This window comes from Seohaeicola saemankumensis (genome assembly GCF_021021435.1).
In the GTDB taxonomy this organism is placed as follows: domain Bacteria; phylum Pseudomonadota; class Alphaproteobacteria; order Rhodobacterales; family Rhodobacteraceae; genus Seohaeicola.
Genome location: NZ_JAINWI010000014.1, coordinates 132491 through 147586 on the forward strand (window position 1 = coordinate 132491; position 15096 = coordinate 147586).

The following is a 15096-nucleotide window of genomic DNA, read 5'->3' on the forward strand; positions in this document are numbered from 1 at the left end:
AGCAGCTGTTTTACAAATGCGACCGCAGGATGGCGGTCAGCCGCGCCAGATCCGCCTGCCCCTCGATCAGCGACCACAACCGGTCAGCCTGATCAATCCCCAGCAAACTGCGCGCCTTGCTCTGGACCTTCTGCTGCCGCAACTCCAGCGTCATCGGCGCGTTCAGATCATGTGCGGCGTTCAAAACCTGCCCGTCCTGCATCACCACCCGCAAACGCGTGGCGGTTTCGGCCACCGTGTCATCAGCCGTGATATGCACCTTGTCGCGCAAGGCCTGCACATCGGGATCGGCGCACACTTCGGCGCTGTAGCTGTCCAGCACGGCAGTATCATGGCCCAAAACCTGCATGGCCAGCACCGTGCCATAGCTGAACTTGGCCCCCAGTCCTGACATCGGCGAGATCTGGTTGCATACGGTCATCCAGCGCGGATGCGTCGCCACCTCTATCCACGCGATCCGGTCCGCAGACAGCGGCGCAAGGCTCAAGCCGGCCTCAAGCGCCGCATGCAGACCGTGGCAGCAGGCGTGGAACTTGTGGCTGACAGTCTCGAACAGCCAGTCCTGCCCGATCCCTGCCATACCTTCGGCCAAGGCCTGCCCCGCATGGGTCGGACCGAATCCTTGCGCCGATTCCAGCGCATCGGGATTGGCCTCGAAGCCGCGCGCGACCAGCCGCGCCGCCTCGACACCATTCGCCGCAGCCAGCCCTGCATTGAAAGGTTTGCCCATGGTACCGAATTGCGACTTCAACCCCGAAGCGCGGGTCGCCACCAGTCCCAAGGCCATCGCGCATCCCTGCGCGTCCAGCCCCATCAACCGCGCCGCCGCCAAGGCCGCACCAAAGGCCCCTGACGTGCCGGTCTGGTGGAACCCCGTCTGGTAATGGTCGCGCCCCAGCCAGACACCCACGCGCACGGATGCCTCGACCCCGATCAAAGCGGCCTCCTGCATGGTTGCCGCATCCGCGCCGACCTCCTCGGCCACAGCCAGAGCCGCCGGAATTACCGCCACCGAAGGGTGGCCGATATGGGCAAAATGCGTATCGTCATAATCCAGCGCATGGCTGGTCGTCCCGTTCGACAGCGCGGCGGCACGGGCCGGCACGCGGGTCTGAGTGCCGATCAAGCTGGCACTTGGGGCGCCTGCTTCCTCCAGCACCATCTCACGGGTGATGCGTGCCACCGGCTCGTCGCGTCCGGCCAAGCCCACGACAGCCCAGTCCAGCAAAGAGAGCTGCAACATCCGCAACGCCGAAGGCGGAATTATGGATGAGGGTGTTTCTGCTGCAAATTCTGACAGTTGTCCGGTGATCGTCATCTTGGCTGGCTCCCTGATTCGAAAGCCAGCATAGCGCGCATTCAGACAGCGTAAAGCTGCGCCGCTCGCCGCTCGAACGCCCGCACGATCCGTTGCATCGCCTCGTTGAATACCACCCCGATGATGCCCTGCAACACGGCGTTGCGAAATTCGAAATCGACAAAGAAGGTCACATCGCATCCGCCACCTTCCGCATCGGCAAAGGACCAGGTCGATTTCATATAGCGGAAAGGCCCGTCCAGATATTCGGTGTCGATCGACTTCTGTTCAGGCCACAGGATCACGCGGCTGCCGAATCGTTCGCGGAAGACCTTGAAGCTGATCACGAGATCGGCCTCCATCACCTGCGATCCATCCGCGCGCGGTGTGACCGAGCGGATGCGCGCAGCAGCGCACCATGGCAGGAATTGCGGATACTGCGCCACATCCGCGACCAGATCATACATCTGCTGCGCGCTGTAAGGCAGGCGGCGGGTTTCGTGGTGGGTCGGCATGGTCGTCGTTGCGTCCGGATCTGGTTGCGGGTCAAGTTTCAGCGTGACAGTGGGGTGTCATTTCGTAGAGTGAGCGCCGAATTGCAAGGAAAACCCATGTCGCAGCGTCCTTATGTCATCGACCAGATGATCTCGGCCAAATCCATCGCCGCCCGTATCGAAAGCCTCTCGCACGAGATCGAGGCAGAATTCGCGCAGACCGACAAACTGGTCGTGGTGGGCCTGTTACGCGGTTCTTTCGTGTTTATCGCCGATCTGGTGCGCGAACTTGACTTGCCTGTCGAGGTCGATTTCCTCGAAGCGTCATCCTATGGCAATGCGATGGAAAGCAGCCGCGAGGTGCGTATCCTCAAGGATCTGCGCGGTGCGATCGAAGGGCGCGATGTGCTGGTGGTCGAGGATATCGTCGATACCGGCCATACCCTGTTCCATGTCCGGCAGTTGTTGATGTCGCGTGAACCTCATAAGTTGAAAACCATTGCCCTGCTGGACAAACCAAGCCGCCGCGAGGCCCCGATCAAGGCTGACTGGACAGGATTCGAAATCCCCGACGAATTCGTCGTGGGCTACGGGATCGACTTTGCACAGCGCAACCGCAACCTGCCCTTTATCGGCAAGGTGCGCTTCACCGGCGGATGACAAGGCAGACTTAGGCCTTTCACGGGAAGTTTACGTAGCGTCTCCCAATCTCTGCTAGGCTGTCGGGATCGGCGTTTGTCCTCACATATGGGAGAAGTTGGTTATGACGACAGGTTTCAAGATGCTGGGGGTCGTGTTGGGCCTCACGATTGCCACGGGCGCGGCCATCGGGCAGGATGCAGCAGACAAGGCCTTGGCCGATGCAACAAAGGCGCGGCAAGCGCAGATGCAGCTTTATGCCTTTAATCTGGGCTTGTTGGGTGGCATGGCTAAGGGTGAAATCCCCTATGACGCAACAAGCGCCAGCGCCGCTGCCGGCAACCTTCTGAACCTTGCGCAACTGGACCAGACCCATATTTGGCCCGAAGGATCGGACGAAATGGGCGTGGACGGCTCCAAGGCATTGCCGGCCATCTGGGAAAACCTGCCCGACGTAATGGCCAAGAACGACGATCTGGTCACCGCCGCCACCGCGATGGACAGCGCGGCGGGCACCGATCTTGCGTCGCTTCAGGGCGCGATGGGCGCATTGGGCGGCGCTTGCGGGGCCTGCCACAAGGCCTACCGCGTTCCCAATAGCTAAGGGCGCGGGGCAGCGCCTGACCGCGCTGCCTGCGATACCGAAACAATGCGCGGTTTCCTGAGCTTCACTATCCTTTCCTGCCTTGTGCTGGCTGGCGCGGGTTGGTGGCTGACAACACCCGAACGGGTCGAGCCTTCCGCCTATGCCGGTCTCGTCGGCGTGCCCGCACGCGGCGAAGTCGTGTTTCATGCGGGCGGATGTGCCTCCTGCCACAGCGCGCCTGACAGCAGCGGCGCGGCCAGATTGATCCTGTCCGGCGGGCGGGCCTTTGTGTCGGATTTCGGCACATTCCACGCACCCAACATCTCGCAGGACCCCGACCACGGAATCGGTGCATGGGATATCATCGATCTGGCCAATGCCATGATCCACGGCACCTCGCCGCAAGGGCAGCACTATTACCCCGCCTTTCCCTATACATCTTATAGCCGCGCCACAGCGCAGGATATCGTCGATCTGCACGCCTATATGGTCACCCTTCCTGCTGACGCCACCCCCGACCAGCCGCATGATCTGGCCTTTCCTTTCACCTTGCGGCGCGGATTGGGGCTGTGGAAGGCGCTCTATCTCGACGAAGACTGGACTCTGACAAGCGAGCTGACGGATACCGAAGAACGCGGTCGCTATCTGACCGAAGCCTTGGGCCATTGCGCGGAATGCCATACACCGCGCGGCGCCTTGGGCGCGCTAGATCGCAGCCGCTGGATGGCTGGCGCTCCCAACCCGTCCGGGCGCGGCACGATCCCCAATATCACACCGGCCAAGCTGGACTGGTCCGAATCTGACATTGTGGCCTATTTCACATCCGGCTTCACGCCCGACTATGACACGGCGGGCGGCAGCATGGCCGCTGTGGTCGAAGGCCTGTCACAATTGACCGAGGACGACCGCGCCGCACTAGCCGCCTATCTCAAGCGCCTGCCCCCGATCGACTGACGCGTCTTCTTGCACCAAATATCCCGGGGGGAGTCCGCAGGACGGGGGGCAGCGCCCCCCTTTCCACCCTGCCGTCAAAGCCCCTCAGTGCATCCCCAGCTTGGCCTGCCGCGCCGCGTTCAGCCGCGCGAAATCCTCGCCCGCGTGATAGCTCGAACGCGTCAATGGCGTGGCCGACACCATCAGGAACCCTTTGCCATAGGCCGCAGCCTCATAGGCTGCAAATTCATCGGGATGCACAAAACGGTCCACCGCATGGTGCTTGGGTGTCGGTTGCAGATATTGCCCGATGGTCAGAAAATCCACATCCGCAGCGCGCATGTCGTCCATCACCTGCAACACGCCCTGGCGGTCCTCGCCCAAACCCACCATGATGCCCGATTTGGTGAACATCGACGGGTCCAACTCCTTGACCCGCTGCAACAGGCGCAGCGAATGGAAATACCGCGCGCCGGGGCGCACTTCCAGATAGAGGCCGGGCACGGTTTCCAGATTGTGGTTGAACACATCGGGCCGCGCCGCGACCACGGCCTCAAGCGCTTCGGGGCCGCATTTCAGGAAATCGGGTGTCAGCACCTCGATCGTGGTGCCGGGGGCGCGGTGGCGGATCGCGCGGATCGTCTGGGCAAAATGCTCGGCCCCGCCATCGTCCAGATCGTCACGGTCCACCGATGTGACCACCACATGGTTCAGCCCCAGCTTGGCTACCGCATCGGCCACACGGCCCGGCTCGAACACATCCAGCGTTTGCGGCTTGCCAGTCGCGATGTTGCAGAATGTGCAGCCACGCGTGCAGATCTCGCCCATGATCATCATGGTCGCATGGCCCTGGCTCCAGCATTCGCCGGCATTGGGGCAACCTGCCTCCTCGCAGACGGTGACCAGTTTGTGCTCGCGGATGATATTGCGCGTATCCTTGTAACCCTGCGAGGTCGGGGCCTTCACCCTGATCCAGTCGGGCTTGGTCGGCTGGGCATTATCGGGCCTATGCGCCTTTTCGGGGTGTCGCTGGCCGGGGATCTTCAGATCGCGCATCGCAACGCCTTTCTGGTGATTATCTGTCTTTACCACATACGCCGATCAAGGCGCAGTTGAAAGGGCCGGAATGTCGCGCGGTCAGCGACAGTCATGACGCGCCGCGCCAACAAGCGCCTCGCCCACATCGCGCAGCATGTCCGCCAGTGCCGCGCACCAGCCGTCATCCTCGCTGGCCTCGCGCCGCACCAGACCAACGGTGCGCGCAGGTTCGGGTGACGAAAACCGCATCAGCCGCATCGCGGGTGCGGCGCGCTGTTCCTGCAAGGCGGCCAGTTCGGGCATCAGCGTCAGCCCGAACCCCGCAGCCACCAGACGCGACAATGTGCTCAGCGACGAGGCGCCCATATTGATCTGCGCATGACCGCGCCCCCGCCCGCAAACATCCAGCGCCTGATCGGTCAGACAATGGCCCTCTTCCAGCAGCAAAAGCTGGCTTGCACCCAGTTCCATCGGGCGCAGCGCCTCGGCCCCCTGATCCTGAAGGGCCAGCCGCGCGGCTGTACCCGCCAGCAGGAACCGGTCCTCGAAAAGCGGGATTTCGACCAGCCCCTCCTCGCCCGAAGGCAGGGCCACGACGGCCGCGTCCAGTTTGCCGCTGCGCAGATCGGCCAGCAGACGCCCTGTCTTGGCCTCCTGCACCTGCACATCCAGCGAGATATCGCGCGAGCGCAGCGCCTCGAGTGCGGCAGGCAGGATATAGGGGGCAATCGTCGGAATCAGACCCAGCCGCAACTGCCCCGACAGACCGCCACGCCAACGCGCAGCATCGGTCAGCGCCTGCGCAGCGTCCAGCACCCGTCCGGCATGTTCCAGAATACGCCGTCCGAAAGGTGTCAGCACCACATCGCGCGCCTGCCGTTCGACCAGCAGCGCACCAAGAGATTTTTCCATCTCACGTATCTGCACGGACAAGGCCGGTTGCGAGACATGCACAATCTCGGCCGCGCGCCCGAAATTGCGCTGTTCGGCAAGAGCTTTGAAATAGGTCAGTTGGCGCAGGGTTATATTCATAACCAACAATTATGCGAACCGCATGAACGTCGCAATAGATCTTATAGAGCACGTTTCGTCTGCGGTTCGATGAGGTTGAGGGCAATCAACATCAGGATCGAGATGATCACGATGCCCGCCATGATCTGGTAATCGCGCCTTATGGTGCGGATGCTCTGCTGCATTTGTTCCGTACTCAGGGAGGGACGCGGCCCTGCCGCACAGTGGACCAGCGCGATTATCGCCTCGGCCTCGGACCGACCTGTCACATGGGGACGCAGGGGAATGATCTGTGTTTTGTCGCCGGACAGCGCTGGATATAATTCCAGACGCGGTTGGTATCCCTTTGCCAGAACACTCTCGCCAAGCACCGCCTCGGCGTAGTGGTCAAGGTCCAGAACGCTCACACGTCCGAGAATCGAAACGTGACGCAGCCATCCCTCGCCGATATCAAGGCGCGGCAATCCCCTGATCAGGGACCAGACAAACAAGGCGGGAAAGGCCAGCAAGAATAGACCCATCCCTGTCATCAGAATGAAGGAGTCCAAGCTTTCTTCCGACAGGTCAACCATACCCCGGGTCAGTTGATACCACCCGACCCAGAGCGGAATGCAACCGAGGGCGGCCATCAAAACCATGCCAATCCAGACGATCGCGCCATAGTGCGGTCCGAAGCTGGCAGGCAAGGGTTGCTGCGGGGATTCCCCGTATGGCTCGGTCATATCATCCCTGTTATGTGCGACTGCTATAGGGCAATGGCATGGCGCGCGACATTGGCTTTTTCGGGGTGATTTCATGGAAAACCTGTAGCTTGCGCCACCGCGTTCAGCCGATCAGCCCGCCCTCCTGCCCCAAACTGTCATAGTGGCGGCGCAAGCGTTGCAAGGCGATCCGCAGTACGATCTTGCCCGACCGCGCCGACCACCCCATACGACGTTCGGCCAGTTCCAGCCCTTCCAGATAGCAGCAACAGCGCAGCGCCACATCGCCCAGTCCCGGCCCCAGATCGCGCAGGGCCGAAGTGATCCGTGCTCGCGCGGCCTCGGGTCCGCGTGGGATGCCAGCGCCCTGCACAGCACTGCCCTCGACACCGGCGGTCAGGAACCTGTCCCAGTTCTGCGCCACCCTTGTGCCCATCTGGGCAAGTTCGAAATCCTCGCGCAGCCGCTCGCCCGCTGCCACAAGTTCGGGAGACAGGAACGGCGCACCCGCCGCGTCACGCCGCCGCGCCAATGCCAGCAGGGGCGACTCGTTCGTGCAATAGCGGGTGCGCTTTCGTGGCGCGGCTGCGACACGCCCATCATCTTTCGCGTCCGACAGGTCCGGTCCCGCAAACCGTGCGCCAGCCCCTGTCGCCATGTCGGATTGCCCCGGACGGGCCAGATTCTCGGCCTCGGCCAGAAGTCCCGCCAACGCCGAGCGGCCTGAGCCCGTGATCCGGTAACGCGACACACGCCCCGGTGTATCGCAGACAATCCATTCCTTGAGAGCCATCGCCTGCGCCACGGCACGGTCCACCACCGCCGTGCGCGTGGCCGTGCCACCTGCCCCGTCACGCACCACCACCGCCTTGTCCATGTCGGCAGCGACCGCCAGAACCGCCCCTGGTTCAGCCAGCCGCCTGAGCACCCGCCGCCCCTCGCGGCGCAGCACCTCGACCGAGGGGGATGTTTCGGGGTCAAGGGCAAAAGGTACAAGTTCCGTCGGCATGCGCGTAGGCTCCTTCTGAGTGATGTGACAACGCGCAACCGGCCCCGATGCCAAGCCTGCGCGGGAAAAATGGGTATTGCCCAGATGGTGCAGCGCCTCGTCCACCAGCAGATCGTCGCGGCGGTTTTCAAGCTTGCGGATCTGGCGCAGCACAGTCGAGGCATGACAGCCCGCGCGCCGTGCCAGCGCACGGATTGGCTGACCCGCTGCGGTATGGGCCAGATAATGCAGGGCGGTCTGTGGTACCCATTCAGGCGCAGGTCGCAGGTGATTGGAACAACCCGACGCCAGAGCAGCATCGGATCTTGGATCTAAGGTTGACATGACAGCCCTCCTGTCTTGCTTATCCACAGGTTATCCCCAGTCAGATTTTCAACCTAAGAATGCACTTCTTACCAGTTCGTTAACGGTTGGCGAATTTCTTCATAATTGTTTCCAAAAGTTGAATAATCACAAACGCCCCGTGCGCTGGCCCGGCGGTACACGCAACAGGGGTTGAACCTGTGATCATCTTGGCCCGATCGGGCGCGCTGCCCGTATCGGCATTGTGCACAGGACAAGGACAAGGATCATGAACGACATTCTGGACCGGCTTGACCGGATGCGAAGACCGAACCTGTTGATCAGCGCGGCGCGGATCGGGGCCGAGGATTACCGCCGCGAAACCCATCTGCCACGCATTCTGGGGCATGGTGCCCTGCCCCGCCATCAGGCAGCATTGGCGCGGTTGATGGAGATCGAGACCGGAATGAACGACATCCGCATCGCCGAAAATGCCGCCTATTCAACCATGCACCATGTCGATGTGATGATTGCCGTCATCGGTGAGGCCCGCATCGTGCGCGCCGCGCTGCCCAACCTTGCGCGCGCGACAAAGGACGATGGACATACCGTTAACCTGGCCACGCTGCATCACTAAGGCGGACCGCAAAACAAAAGGGGCGACCGCAAGGCCGCCCCGTGATTGTGACCTGCACCACCCCTTACATATAGGCGTCGGCGGAGCTGCTTTTCTTCTGCGCGACATAATCGGCCAATGCCTCGGCGATGGCCGGATCTAGGGCGGGCTGCTGGTATGTGGCCAGCAAGTGATCCACCCGCGCTGACGCCAGCGCCATCGTGTCGCGCGCGCCTTCCTCGTGCCATGTCTCGAACGGTTTGTAATCGAACACGTCCGAGCGCCAGAAAGCAGATTTGAAATTCGCCTGTGTATGGGCGCAACCAAGATAATGCCCGCTGGGGCCGACCTCGCGGATCGCATCCATGGCCTGTGCGCCCTCGTCCATCGCAACACCTTCGGCAAATTTGTGCAACGCGCCCAACTGATCGGCATCCATCACGAATTTCTCGAAGCTGGAAACCAGCCCGCCTTCCAGCCAGCCGCAGGCATGCAGCATAAAGTTCACGCCCGACAGCAGCCCCATGTTCAGGCTGTTCGCGGTCTCGTAGGCGGCCTGTGCATCGGGCAGTTTCGATCCGCAGAACGATCCGGCAGACCGGTAGGGCAAGCCCATTCGCCGCGCCAACTGGCCCGCACCATAGGTAATGTGGCTGGCCTCAGGCGTGCCGAAAGTGGGCGCACCCGAGTTCATGTCGATCGAGGCGACGAAAGCCCCGAAAATCACTGGCGCACCGGGGCGCACCAGCTGACTATAGGCGATTCCGGCCAGCACCTCGGCCAGCACCTGCGTCAGTGTGCCTGCCACCGAGACAGGGGCCATGGCACCGCCCACAATAAAGGGCGAGATAATACAGGCCTGATTGGCACGGGCATAGACCTCCAGCGACCCCATCATCACATCGTCGAAGGTCATCGGCGAGTTGATGTTGATCAGGCTGGTCATCACCGTGTTGTCGCGCACAAAGTCGCGCCCGAACAGAATTTCGCACATCTCGACCGAATCCTGCGCGCGGCTTGGCTCTGTCACCGATCCCATGAAAGGCTTGTCCGACAGGGTCATATGGGCGTGCAGCATGTCCAGATGGCGCTTGTTGACAGGAATATCCGTCGGCTCGCAGACCGTGCCGCCCGAATGGTGCAGCCATTTCGACATATAGCCCAGCTTCACGAATTTGCGGAAGTCCTCCATCGTGGCATAGCGGCGACCGCCTTTGGCGTCATGCACGAAGGGCGGGCCGTAAACAGGCGCCAGCACCAGATTCTTGCCACCCACAACCACATTGCGCGCCGGATTGCGGGCGTGTTGCGTGTATTCGCGCGGCGCTGTCGCACAAAGCTGGCGTGCCAGACCACGCGGGATTCGCACCCGCTCGCCCTCGATCTCGGCACCGGCCTTGCGCCACAGTTCGAGTGCGGCAGGGTTGTTGACGAAATTCACCCCGATCTCGGCCAGAATCGTCTCGGCATTGGTCTCGATGATCTCCAGCGCTTCCTCGGTCAGAACCTCGAAATTGGGGATGTTGCGTTCGATATAGCGGGCAGTCTCGAAGGACACGGCCCCGCGTTCGGCACGCCGGGCTGCTCCGCCACCGCCACGTGCCGGTCTGCGTGTCTGAACCTCTACCATGCTTTGTTCCTTCATGCCGAATACGCCACCCTTTTGGCAGCTTTGCCATCTGATACCTGTTTCATCCATGCCCTTGGGTGAGAATTCCGGCTATTGAGGGGGAAAAGCGACATATCCCGCACCGCCCGCGCAGCAGCACCATCCGAGAGGCTTGCGAAATTGCAGACCTTGGCCTAGGACGCATTCATGAGCCAGACATCACATGACCGCCTTCTTATCATCGACTTTGGCAGCCAGGTTACGCAGCTTATCGCGCGTCGCCTGCGCGAGTTGAACGTCTATTGTGAAATCCATCCCTACCAGAAGGTCACTGATGCCTTTCTAGCGGAATTCGCGCCCAAAGCCGTGATCCTGTCAGGTGGTCCCGACAGCGTGACCCGCGCAGGATCGCCGCGCCCGCCCGAAAGCGTTTTCACGCTGGGCGTGCCGCTTCTGGGTATCTGCTACGGCCAGCAGGTGATGATGGAAATGCTGGGCGGCAAGGTCGAATCCGGTCACGGCACCGCCGAATTCGGGCGTGCCTATGTAACCCCTTCGACAGACCGGATCGACCTTCTGAACGGCTGGTTCCTTGAGCAGCGAGAGCAGGTATGGATGAGCCATGGCGACCATGTCAGCCGCCTTGCCCCCGGTTTTGCGGTCTATGGCACATCGCCCAATGCGCCCTTTGCGATCACTGCGGATCTGGAACGTCGCTTTTACGCGGTGCAGTTCCACCCCGAGGTGCATCACACCCCCAACGGCAAAACGCTCTACCAGAATTTCATCCGTGACGCGGGCTTTACCGGCGACTGGACGATGGGCGCCTACCGCGAAGAGGCGATCCGCAAGATCCGCGAGCAGGTCGGCGACAAGCGCGTGATTTGCGGGCTGTCGGGCGGGGTTGATTCCTCGGTCGCTGCTGTGCTGATCCACGAGGCGATCGGCGATCAGTTGACTTGCGTTTTCGTCGATCACGGCCTGCTGCGCCAGAACGAGGCGGAAGAGGTCGTGGCCATGTTCCGCGACAATTACAACATCCCGCTGATCCACGCCGATGAGGCCGAACTGTTTCTGGGCGAGTTGGACGGCGTGTCCGACCCCGAAACCAAGCGCAAGATCATCGGGCGGCTGTTCATCGACGTGTTCCAGAAATACGCCAGCGGGATCGAGGGCGCGGAATTCCTTGCGCAAGGCACGCTTTACCCCGATGTAATCGAATCTGTCTCGTTCAGCGGCGGCCCCTCGGTCACGATCAAGTCGCACCACAATGTCGGCGGTCTGCCGGAAAAGATGGGCCTGAAACTGGTCGAACCCCTGCGAGAGTTGTTCAAGGACGAGGTGCGCGCGCTGGGCCGCGAACTGGGCCTGCCCGACAGCTTCATCGGACGTCATCCTTTCCCCGGTCCCGGCCTCGCCATCCGCTGCCCCGGCGAGATCACCCGCGAAAAGCTGGAGATTCTGCGCAAGGCCGACGCGGTCTATATCGACCAGATCCGCAAGCATGGCCTTTACGATGATATCTGGCAGGCTTTCGTCGCGATCCTGCCTGTCCGCACCGTCGGTGTGATGGGCGACGGGCGCACCTATGATTTCGCCTGCGCGCTGCGCGCCGTTACATCGGTGGACGGCATGACAGCGGATTACTATCCGTTCAGCCACGAGTTTCTGGGCGAAACCGCGACCCGCATCATCAACGAGGTCAAGGGCATCAACCGCGTCACCTATGACGTGACCAGCAAACCTCCCGGAACGATTGAATGGGAATGATCCGGCTATCAGGCAGGCTGATCTGCCGGACCCATGCCGAGGCAAGGGCGGTTGCAATCGCCCTGCCAAACCATATCCGGCTGACCCGCGCCGAAGCAGGCTGTCTGAATTTCGCTGTGACGCCGACGACAGACCCGTTTATCTGGGAAGTCTCGGAAACATTCGTCGACCGCGCTGCCTTTGACGCCCACCAGACCCGCACAGCCGCCAGCGACTGGGCGGCGCAAACCGCAGGTATCACGCGCGACTATACCGTCACCGACGGGGATGCTGCGTGACAAACCCGATCCCAGCCATCCTGCCTGCGCCGCCACCTGTCTTGCGGGCGGCTTTGTGGATGAGTGGGGCCATCGCCTCCTTTTCCGCTATGGCCGTGGCGGGGCGTGAAGCAGCACTCGATCTGGATACCTTCGAGATCATGCTCTATCGCAGCATCGTGGGCATGTGCATCGTCTTTGGCGTTCTGACCATCACCAAGCGCTGGGGCGAGGTCACGCGGCGGAACCCGCAATTGCAGATCATCCGGAATCTGGCGCATTTTTCCGGGCAGAACCTGTGGTTCTATGCCATTACAGTGATCCCGCTGGCGCAGGTTTTCGCGCTGGAATTCACCTCGCCCCTCTGGGTGCTGGTGCTGTCGCCGCTGGTGCTGGGGGAACGGTTGACGCCGATGCGCGCGCTGGCAGCGATTATGGGGTTCATCGGTATTCTGATCGTGGCACGCCCCAGCCCCGACAGCCTGAACCCCGGTGTGATAGCGGCCGCATTGGCCGCGATCTGCTTTGCCTTCACCATCATGTTCACCAAGAAACTGACCCGCACCGAAAGTATCGCCTGCATCCTGTTCTATCTAACCGTCACGCAGGTCGTATTCGGGCTGGTCGCGGCAGGCTATGATGGCGATATCGCCCTGCCCTCGGCCACCAGCCTGCCTTGGGTCGTGCTGATCGGCTTTGCCGGTTTGCTCGCGCATTTCTGCCTGACCAATGCCCTTAGCATCGCGCCCGCAACGGTAGTCATCCCGATCGACTTTACCCGCCTTCCGGTGATCGCGATCGTTGGCATGCTCCTTTACAACGAGCCACTGGACCTGTTCGTTTTCGCCGGTGCGCTCGTGATCTTTGCAGGCAATTACCTCAACATCTGGAACGAGACACGCCGCCCGAAATGATCCGCAAGAAACGGGTTGCGGGGGGCATGGCGCAGGCATAGCACTGCGCGCATGACACAAAAATCAATCTCGCTCAGGGCCTGGATGGAATTGCTGCTTCTGGGCGGCATCTGGGGCGCATCCTTTCTGTCCAACGCGGTGATCCTGCGCGAGATGGGTTTTTTGTCCGTGGTCGCCTTTCGCGTGACCGGAGCCGCGCTGATCCTGTGGGTCTATGTCTGGCTGCGCGGGCTGGCTGTGCCGCGCGATCCGCGTATCTGGGCCGCTTTCGCGCTATCGGGTGTGATGAACACGGCGCTGCCTTTCGCGCTGATCACTTGGGGACAGACGCATATCGCCTCGGGTCTGGCTTCGATCCTGAACTGCTCTACCGCCATTTTCGGCGTGCTGGTCGCGGCTCTTGTCTTTGCCGATGAACGCCTGACGCGACGCAAGCTGGCAGGGATCGGGTTGGGTTTTGCGGGGGCTGTCACCGTGATCGGGCCGGATGCCGTGCGCGGGCTGGACCTGACCGCATGGGCGCAACTGGCGTTGATCGGGGCGGCGCTGTGCTATGCGCTGGCAGGGGCCTTCAATCGCGCGCGCCTGTCCGGTCTGACACCGCAGGTGGCGGCGGCAGGCATGCTGACCGCGTCATCCCTGATCATCGTGCCTGTGGCGCTGATGGTCGAGGGCGTGCCTACATTTGCCTATGGCGGTCTGACATGGGTGGCTATCGCCTATCTGTCTATTGCAGCGACGGCGCTGGCCTATCTGCTTTATTACCGCGTGCTGGCCATGGCCGGATCGGGCAATGTCTTGCTGGTCACGCTGCTGGTGGCCCCTGTTGCGATCCTGTTGGGCGCAATGTTTCTGAACGAAACGCTGTCCCTGCGCGCCTATGCAGGCTTTACCCTGCTGGCGGCAGGGCTTGTGGTGATCGACGGGCGCATCCTGAAAAGGCGTCGCGCCGCAGGGGCGATGCCGCCCCCCGCACACTAAAAGCCCTGCAATAGGGTTTGACCGTCCAACCTGCCAAGGCTACCACATCGCGCAGGCATAAAGGACCGGATCATGATCTATACATCAGTCGCAGAATGGCAGGCGGCGCCGCAAAAACGAGTGCTTTTCTTCGGAATGTCCGGTCTGGGCAAAACGCATCTGGCCACGCTTTTGCGCGATAGCGGCGACTGGTTCCACTACTCGATAGATTACCGCATCGGCACCCGTTACATGGGCGAATATATCGCCGACAACGCCAAGGTCGAGGCGATGAAAGTGCCTTTCCTGCGTGATCTGCTGCTGTCGGATTCAATATATATCGGCTCGAATATCACATTCCACAACCTCAAGCCTGTATCCTCCTATCTGGGAAAACCGGGTGATCCGGCGAAGGGCGGGCTGCCTTATGCGGAATATACGCGCCGTCAGGACCAGTTCCGGCAGGCCGAGATCCACGCGCTATTGGATACGGGCTATTTCATCGAACGCGCCCAGGCGCTATATGGCTATCCGCATTTTGTCTGCGACACAGGCGGTTCGATCTGCGAGTGGGTCGATCCCGAAAACCCCGATGATCCGGTCCTCAAGGCGCTGTCCGCAACCACCCTGATGGTCTGGATCAAGGGCGACGAGGCGCATACAGCCGAACTGATCCGCCGCTTTGACAAGGCACCCAAACCGATGTCCTATCAGGCGGCGTTTCTTGATCGCGTCTGGAATGAATATCTGAACCAGAACAAGCTGTCAGAAGAGGCAGTTGATCCGGACGCTTTCATCCGCTGGACATATGCACAGGCACTGGCTCACCGCCAGCCGCGCTATGCCGCGATGGCGCAAAACTGGGGCGTGACCGTCACCGCCGACGAGGTCGCTGCCGTCCGCAGCGCCGTTGATGTCGACACACTGATCGCCCGCGCCCTTGAGCGGGCATAGCTTTTGCCCTATCTGCCTGTCTCCCG

Annotated in this window: 16 protein-coding genes; 9 read left to right on the top strand and 7 right to left on the bottom strand. The window is 61.6% G+C overall.

Annotation, left to right across the window (positions count from 1 at the left end; translation table 11 throughout):
• Positions 1 to 10: 10 nt before the first annotated feature.
• Together K7H22_RS13065 and K7H22_RS13070 are read right to left on the bottom strand one after the other, a co-directional pair.
• The gene (locus tag K7H22_RS13065; protein ID WP_230801303.1) at positions 11 to 1318 is read right to left on the bottom strand and encodes an MmgE/PrpD family protein; all 1308 of its coding nucleotides are present in this window, start codon (positions 1316 to 1318) and stop codon (positions 11 to 13) included.
• A 41-nt stretch (positions 1319 to 1359) separates the two neighbouring features.
• Complete coding sequence (locus K7H22_RS13070; protein ID WP_230801304.1) at positions 1360 to 1812, bottom strand: type II toxin-antitoxin system RatA family toxin; 453 nt, start codon at positions 1810 to 1812, stop codon at positions 1360 to 1362.
• 96 nt (positions 1813 to 1908) lie between these two features.
• Between K7H22_RS13070 and hpt the strand changes: the two genes are divergently transcribed.
• The 3 genes from hpt to K7H22_RS13085 all read left to right on the top strand — a co-directional run bounded on the left by hpt (position 1909) and on the right by K7H22_RS13085 (position 3970).
• A complete protein-coding gene (gene hpt, locus K7H22_RS13075) occupies positions 1909 to 2451 on the top strand; it encodes a hypoxanthine phosphoribosyltransferase (RefSeq protein WP_230801305.1) in 543 nt (180 codons plus the stop codon).
• A 103-nt stretch (positions 2452 to 2554) separates the two neighbouring features.
• A complete protein-coding gene (locus K7H22_RS13080; protein ID WP_230801306.1) occupies positions 2555 to 3034 on the top strand; it encodes a c-type cytochrome in 480 nt (159 codons plus the stop codon).
• A 45-nt stretch (positions 3035 to 3079) separates the two neighbouring features.
• A complete protein-coding gene (locus K7H22_RS13085) occupies positions 3080 to 3970 on the top strand; it encodes a c-type cytochrome (protein ID WP_230801307.1) in 891 nt (296 codons plus the stop codon).
• A gap of 84 nt (positions 3971 to 4054) precedes the next feature.
• On the opposite strand, the gene lipA is transcribed toward K7H22_RS13085, so the two are convergent.
• The 4 genes from lipA to K7H22_RS13105 form a co-directional block, all read right to left on the bottom strand.
• On the bottom strand, positions 4055 to 5005 hold the full coding sequence (gene lipA, locus K7H22_RS13090) for a lipoyl synthase (RefSeq protein WP_230801308.1): 951 nt from the start codon (positions 5003 to 5005) through the stop codon (positions 4055 to 4057).
• Positions 5006 to 5086: 81 nt separating this feature from the next.
• Positions 5087 to 6019: a LysR substrate-binding domain-containing protein gene (locus K7H22_RS13095; protein WP_230801309.1), complete on the bottom strand. Its 933-nt coding sequence runs from the start codon at positions 6017 to 6019 to the stop codon at positions 5087 to 5089.
• A gap of 41 nt (positions 6020 to 6060) precedes the next feature.
• Positions 6061 to 6720 carry a hypothetical protein gene (locus tag K7H22_RS13100; RefSeq protein ID WP_230801310.1) on the bottom strand — a complete coding sequence of 220 codons (660 nt, stop codon included), beginning with the start codon at positions 6718 to 6720 and terminating at the stop codon, positions 6061 to 6063.
• A 103-nt stretch (positions 6721 to 6823) separates the two neighbouring features.
• Positions 6824 to 8032: a DUF6456 domain-containing protein gene (locus tag K7H22_RS13105; protein WP_230801311.1), complete on the bottom strand. Its 1209-nt coding sequence runs from the start codon at positions 8030 to 8032 to the stop codon at positions 6824 to 6826.
• A 247-nt stretch (positions 8033 to 8279) separates the two neighbouring features.
• Between K7H22_RS13105 and K7H22_RS13110 the strand changes: the two genes are divergently transcribed.
• The gene (locus K7H22_RS13110) at positions 8280 to 8627 is read left to right on the top strand and encodes a DUF6477 family protein (RefSeq protein ID WP_230801312.1); all 348 of its coding nucleotides are present in this window, start codon (positions 8280 to 8282) and stop codon (positions 8625 to 8627) included.
• 64 nt (positions 8628 to 8691) lie between these two features.
• Here K7H22_RS13110 and K7H22_RS13115 read toward each other — a convergent pair whose 3' ends face one another.
• Positions 8692 to 10236 (bottom strand): trimethylamine methyltransferase family protein, encoded by a 1545-nt coding sequence (locus tag K7H22_RS13115; protein WP_230801313.1) that lies wholly within the window; start codon positions 10234 to 10236, stop codon positions 8692 to 8694.
• A 186-nt stretch (positions 10237 to 10422) separates the two neighbouring features.
• On the opposite strand from K7H22_RS13115, the gene guaA reads away from it, so the two are divergent.
• The 5 genes from guaA (at position 10423) to K7H22_RS13140 (ending at position 15070) form a co-directional block, all read left to right on the top strand.
• The gene (gene guaA / locus K7H22_RS13120; RefSeq protein WP_230801314.1) at positions 10423 to 11985 is read left to right on the top strand and encodes a glutamine-hydrolyzing GMP synthase; all 1563 of its coding nucleotides are present in this window, start codon (positions 10423 to 10425) and stop codon (positions 11983 to 11985) included.
• Positions 11982 to 12263, top strand: a complete 282-nt coding sequence (locus K7H22_RS13125) for a putative quinol monooxygenase (protein ID WP_230801315.1) — start codon at positions 11982 to 11984, stop codon at positions 12261 to 12263. Before guaA ends, K7H22_RS13125 begins: the two co-directional genes overlap by 4 nt.
• A gap of 59 nt (positions 12264 to 12322) precedes the next feature.
• Positions 12323 to 13156: a DMT family transporter gene (locus K7H22_RS13130; RefSeq protein ID WP_230801418.1), complete on the top strand. Its 834-nt coding sequence runs from the start codon at positions 12323 to 12325 to the stop codon at positions 13154 to 13156.
• A 51-nt stretch (positions 13157 to 13207) separates the two neighbouring features.
• Positions 13208 to 14137 (top strand): DMT family transporter, encoded by a 930-nt coding sequence (locus tag K7H22_RS13135; RefSeq protein WP_230801316.1) that lies wholly within the window; start codon positions 13208 to 13210, stop codon positions 14135 to 14137.
• A 72-nt stretch (positions 14138 to 14209) separates the two neighbouring features.
• Positions 14210 to 15070, top strand: coding sequence for an ATPase (locus K7H22_RS13140; RefSeq protein WP_230801317.1), 861 nt, complete (start codon positions 14210 to 14212; stop codon positions 15068 to 15070).
• The last annotated feature ends 26 nt before the right edge of the window (positions 15071 to 15096 follow it).

Excerpts from the sequence above, each read along its gene's own strand:
- K7H22_RS13065 (WP_230801303.1), bottom strand. The coding sequence starts at position 1,318 with ATGACGATCACCGGACAACTGTCAGAATTTGCAGCAGAAACACCCTCA.
- K7H22_RS13070 (WP_230801304.1), bottom strand. The coding sequence starts at position 1,812 with ATGCCGACCCACCACGAAACCCGCCGCCTGCCTTACAGCGCGCAGCAG.
- hpt (WP_230801305.1), top strand. The coding sequence starts at position 1,909 with ATGTCGCAGCGTCCTTATGTCATCGACCAGATGATCTCGGCCAAATCC.
- K7H22_RS13080 (WP_230801306.1), top strand. The coding sequence starts at position 2,555 with ATGACGACAGGTTTCAAGATGCTGGGGGTCGTGTTGGGCCTCACGATT.
- K7H22_RS13085 (WP_230801307.1), top strand. The coding sequence starts at position 3,080 with ATGCGCGGTTTCCTGAGCTTCACTATCCTTTCCTGCCTTGTGCTGGCT.
- lipA (WP_230801308.1), bottom strand. The coding sequence starts at position 5,005 with ATGCGCGATCTGAAGATCCCCGGCCAGCGACACCCCGAAAAGGCGCAT.
- K7H22_RS13095 (WP_230801309.1), bottom strand. The coding sequence starts at position 6,019 with ATGAATATAACCCTGCGCCAACTGACCTATTTCAAAGCTCTTGCCGAA.
- K7H22_RS13100 (WP_230801310.1), bottom strand. The coding sequence starts at position 6,720 with ATGACCGAGCCATACGGGGAATCCCCGCAGCAACCCTTGCCTGCCAGC.
- K7H22_RS13105 (WP_230801311.1), bottom strand. The coding sequence starts at position 8,032 with ATGTCAACCTTAGATCCAAGATCCGATGCTGCTCTGGCGTCGGGTTGT.
- K7H22_RS13110 (WP_230801312.1), top strand. The coding sequence starts at position 8,280 with ATGAACGACATTCTGGACCGGCTTGACCGGATGCGAAGACCGAACCTG.
- K7H22_RS13115 (WP_230801313.1), bottom strand. The coding sequence starts at position 10,236 with ATGGTAGAGGTTCAGACACGCAGACCGGCACGTGGCGGTGGCGGAGCA.
- guaA (WP_230801314.1), top strand. The coding sequence starts at position 10,423 with ATGAGCCAGACATCACATGACCGCCTTCTTATCATCGACTTTGGCAGC.
- K7H22_RS13125 (WP_230801315.1), top strand. The coding sequence starts at position 11,982 with ATGATCCGGCTATCAGGCAGGCTGATCTGCCGGACCCATGCCGAGGCA.
- K7H22_RS13130 (WP_230801418.1), top strand. The coding sequence starts at position 12,323 with ATGAGTGGGGCCATCGCCTCCTTTTCCGCTATGGCCGTGGCGGGGCGT.
- K7H22_RS13135 (WP_230801316.1), top strand. The coding sequence starts at position 13,208 with ATGACACAAAAATCAATCTCGCTCAGGGCCTGGATGGAATTGCTGCTT.
- K7H22_RS13140 (WP_230801317.1), top strand. The coding sequence starts at position 14,210 with ATGATCTATACATCAGTCGCAGAATGGCAGGCGGCGCCGCAAAAACGA.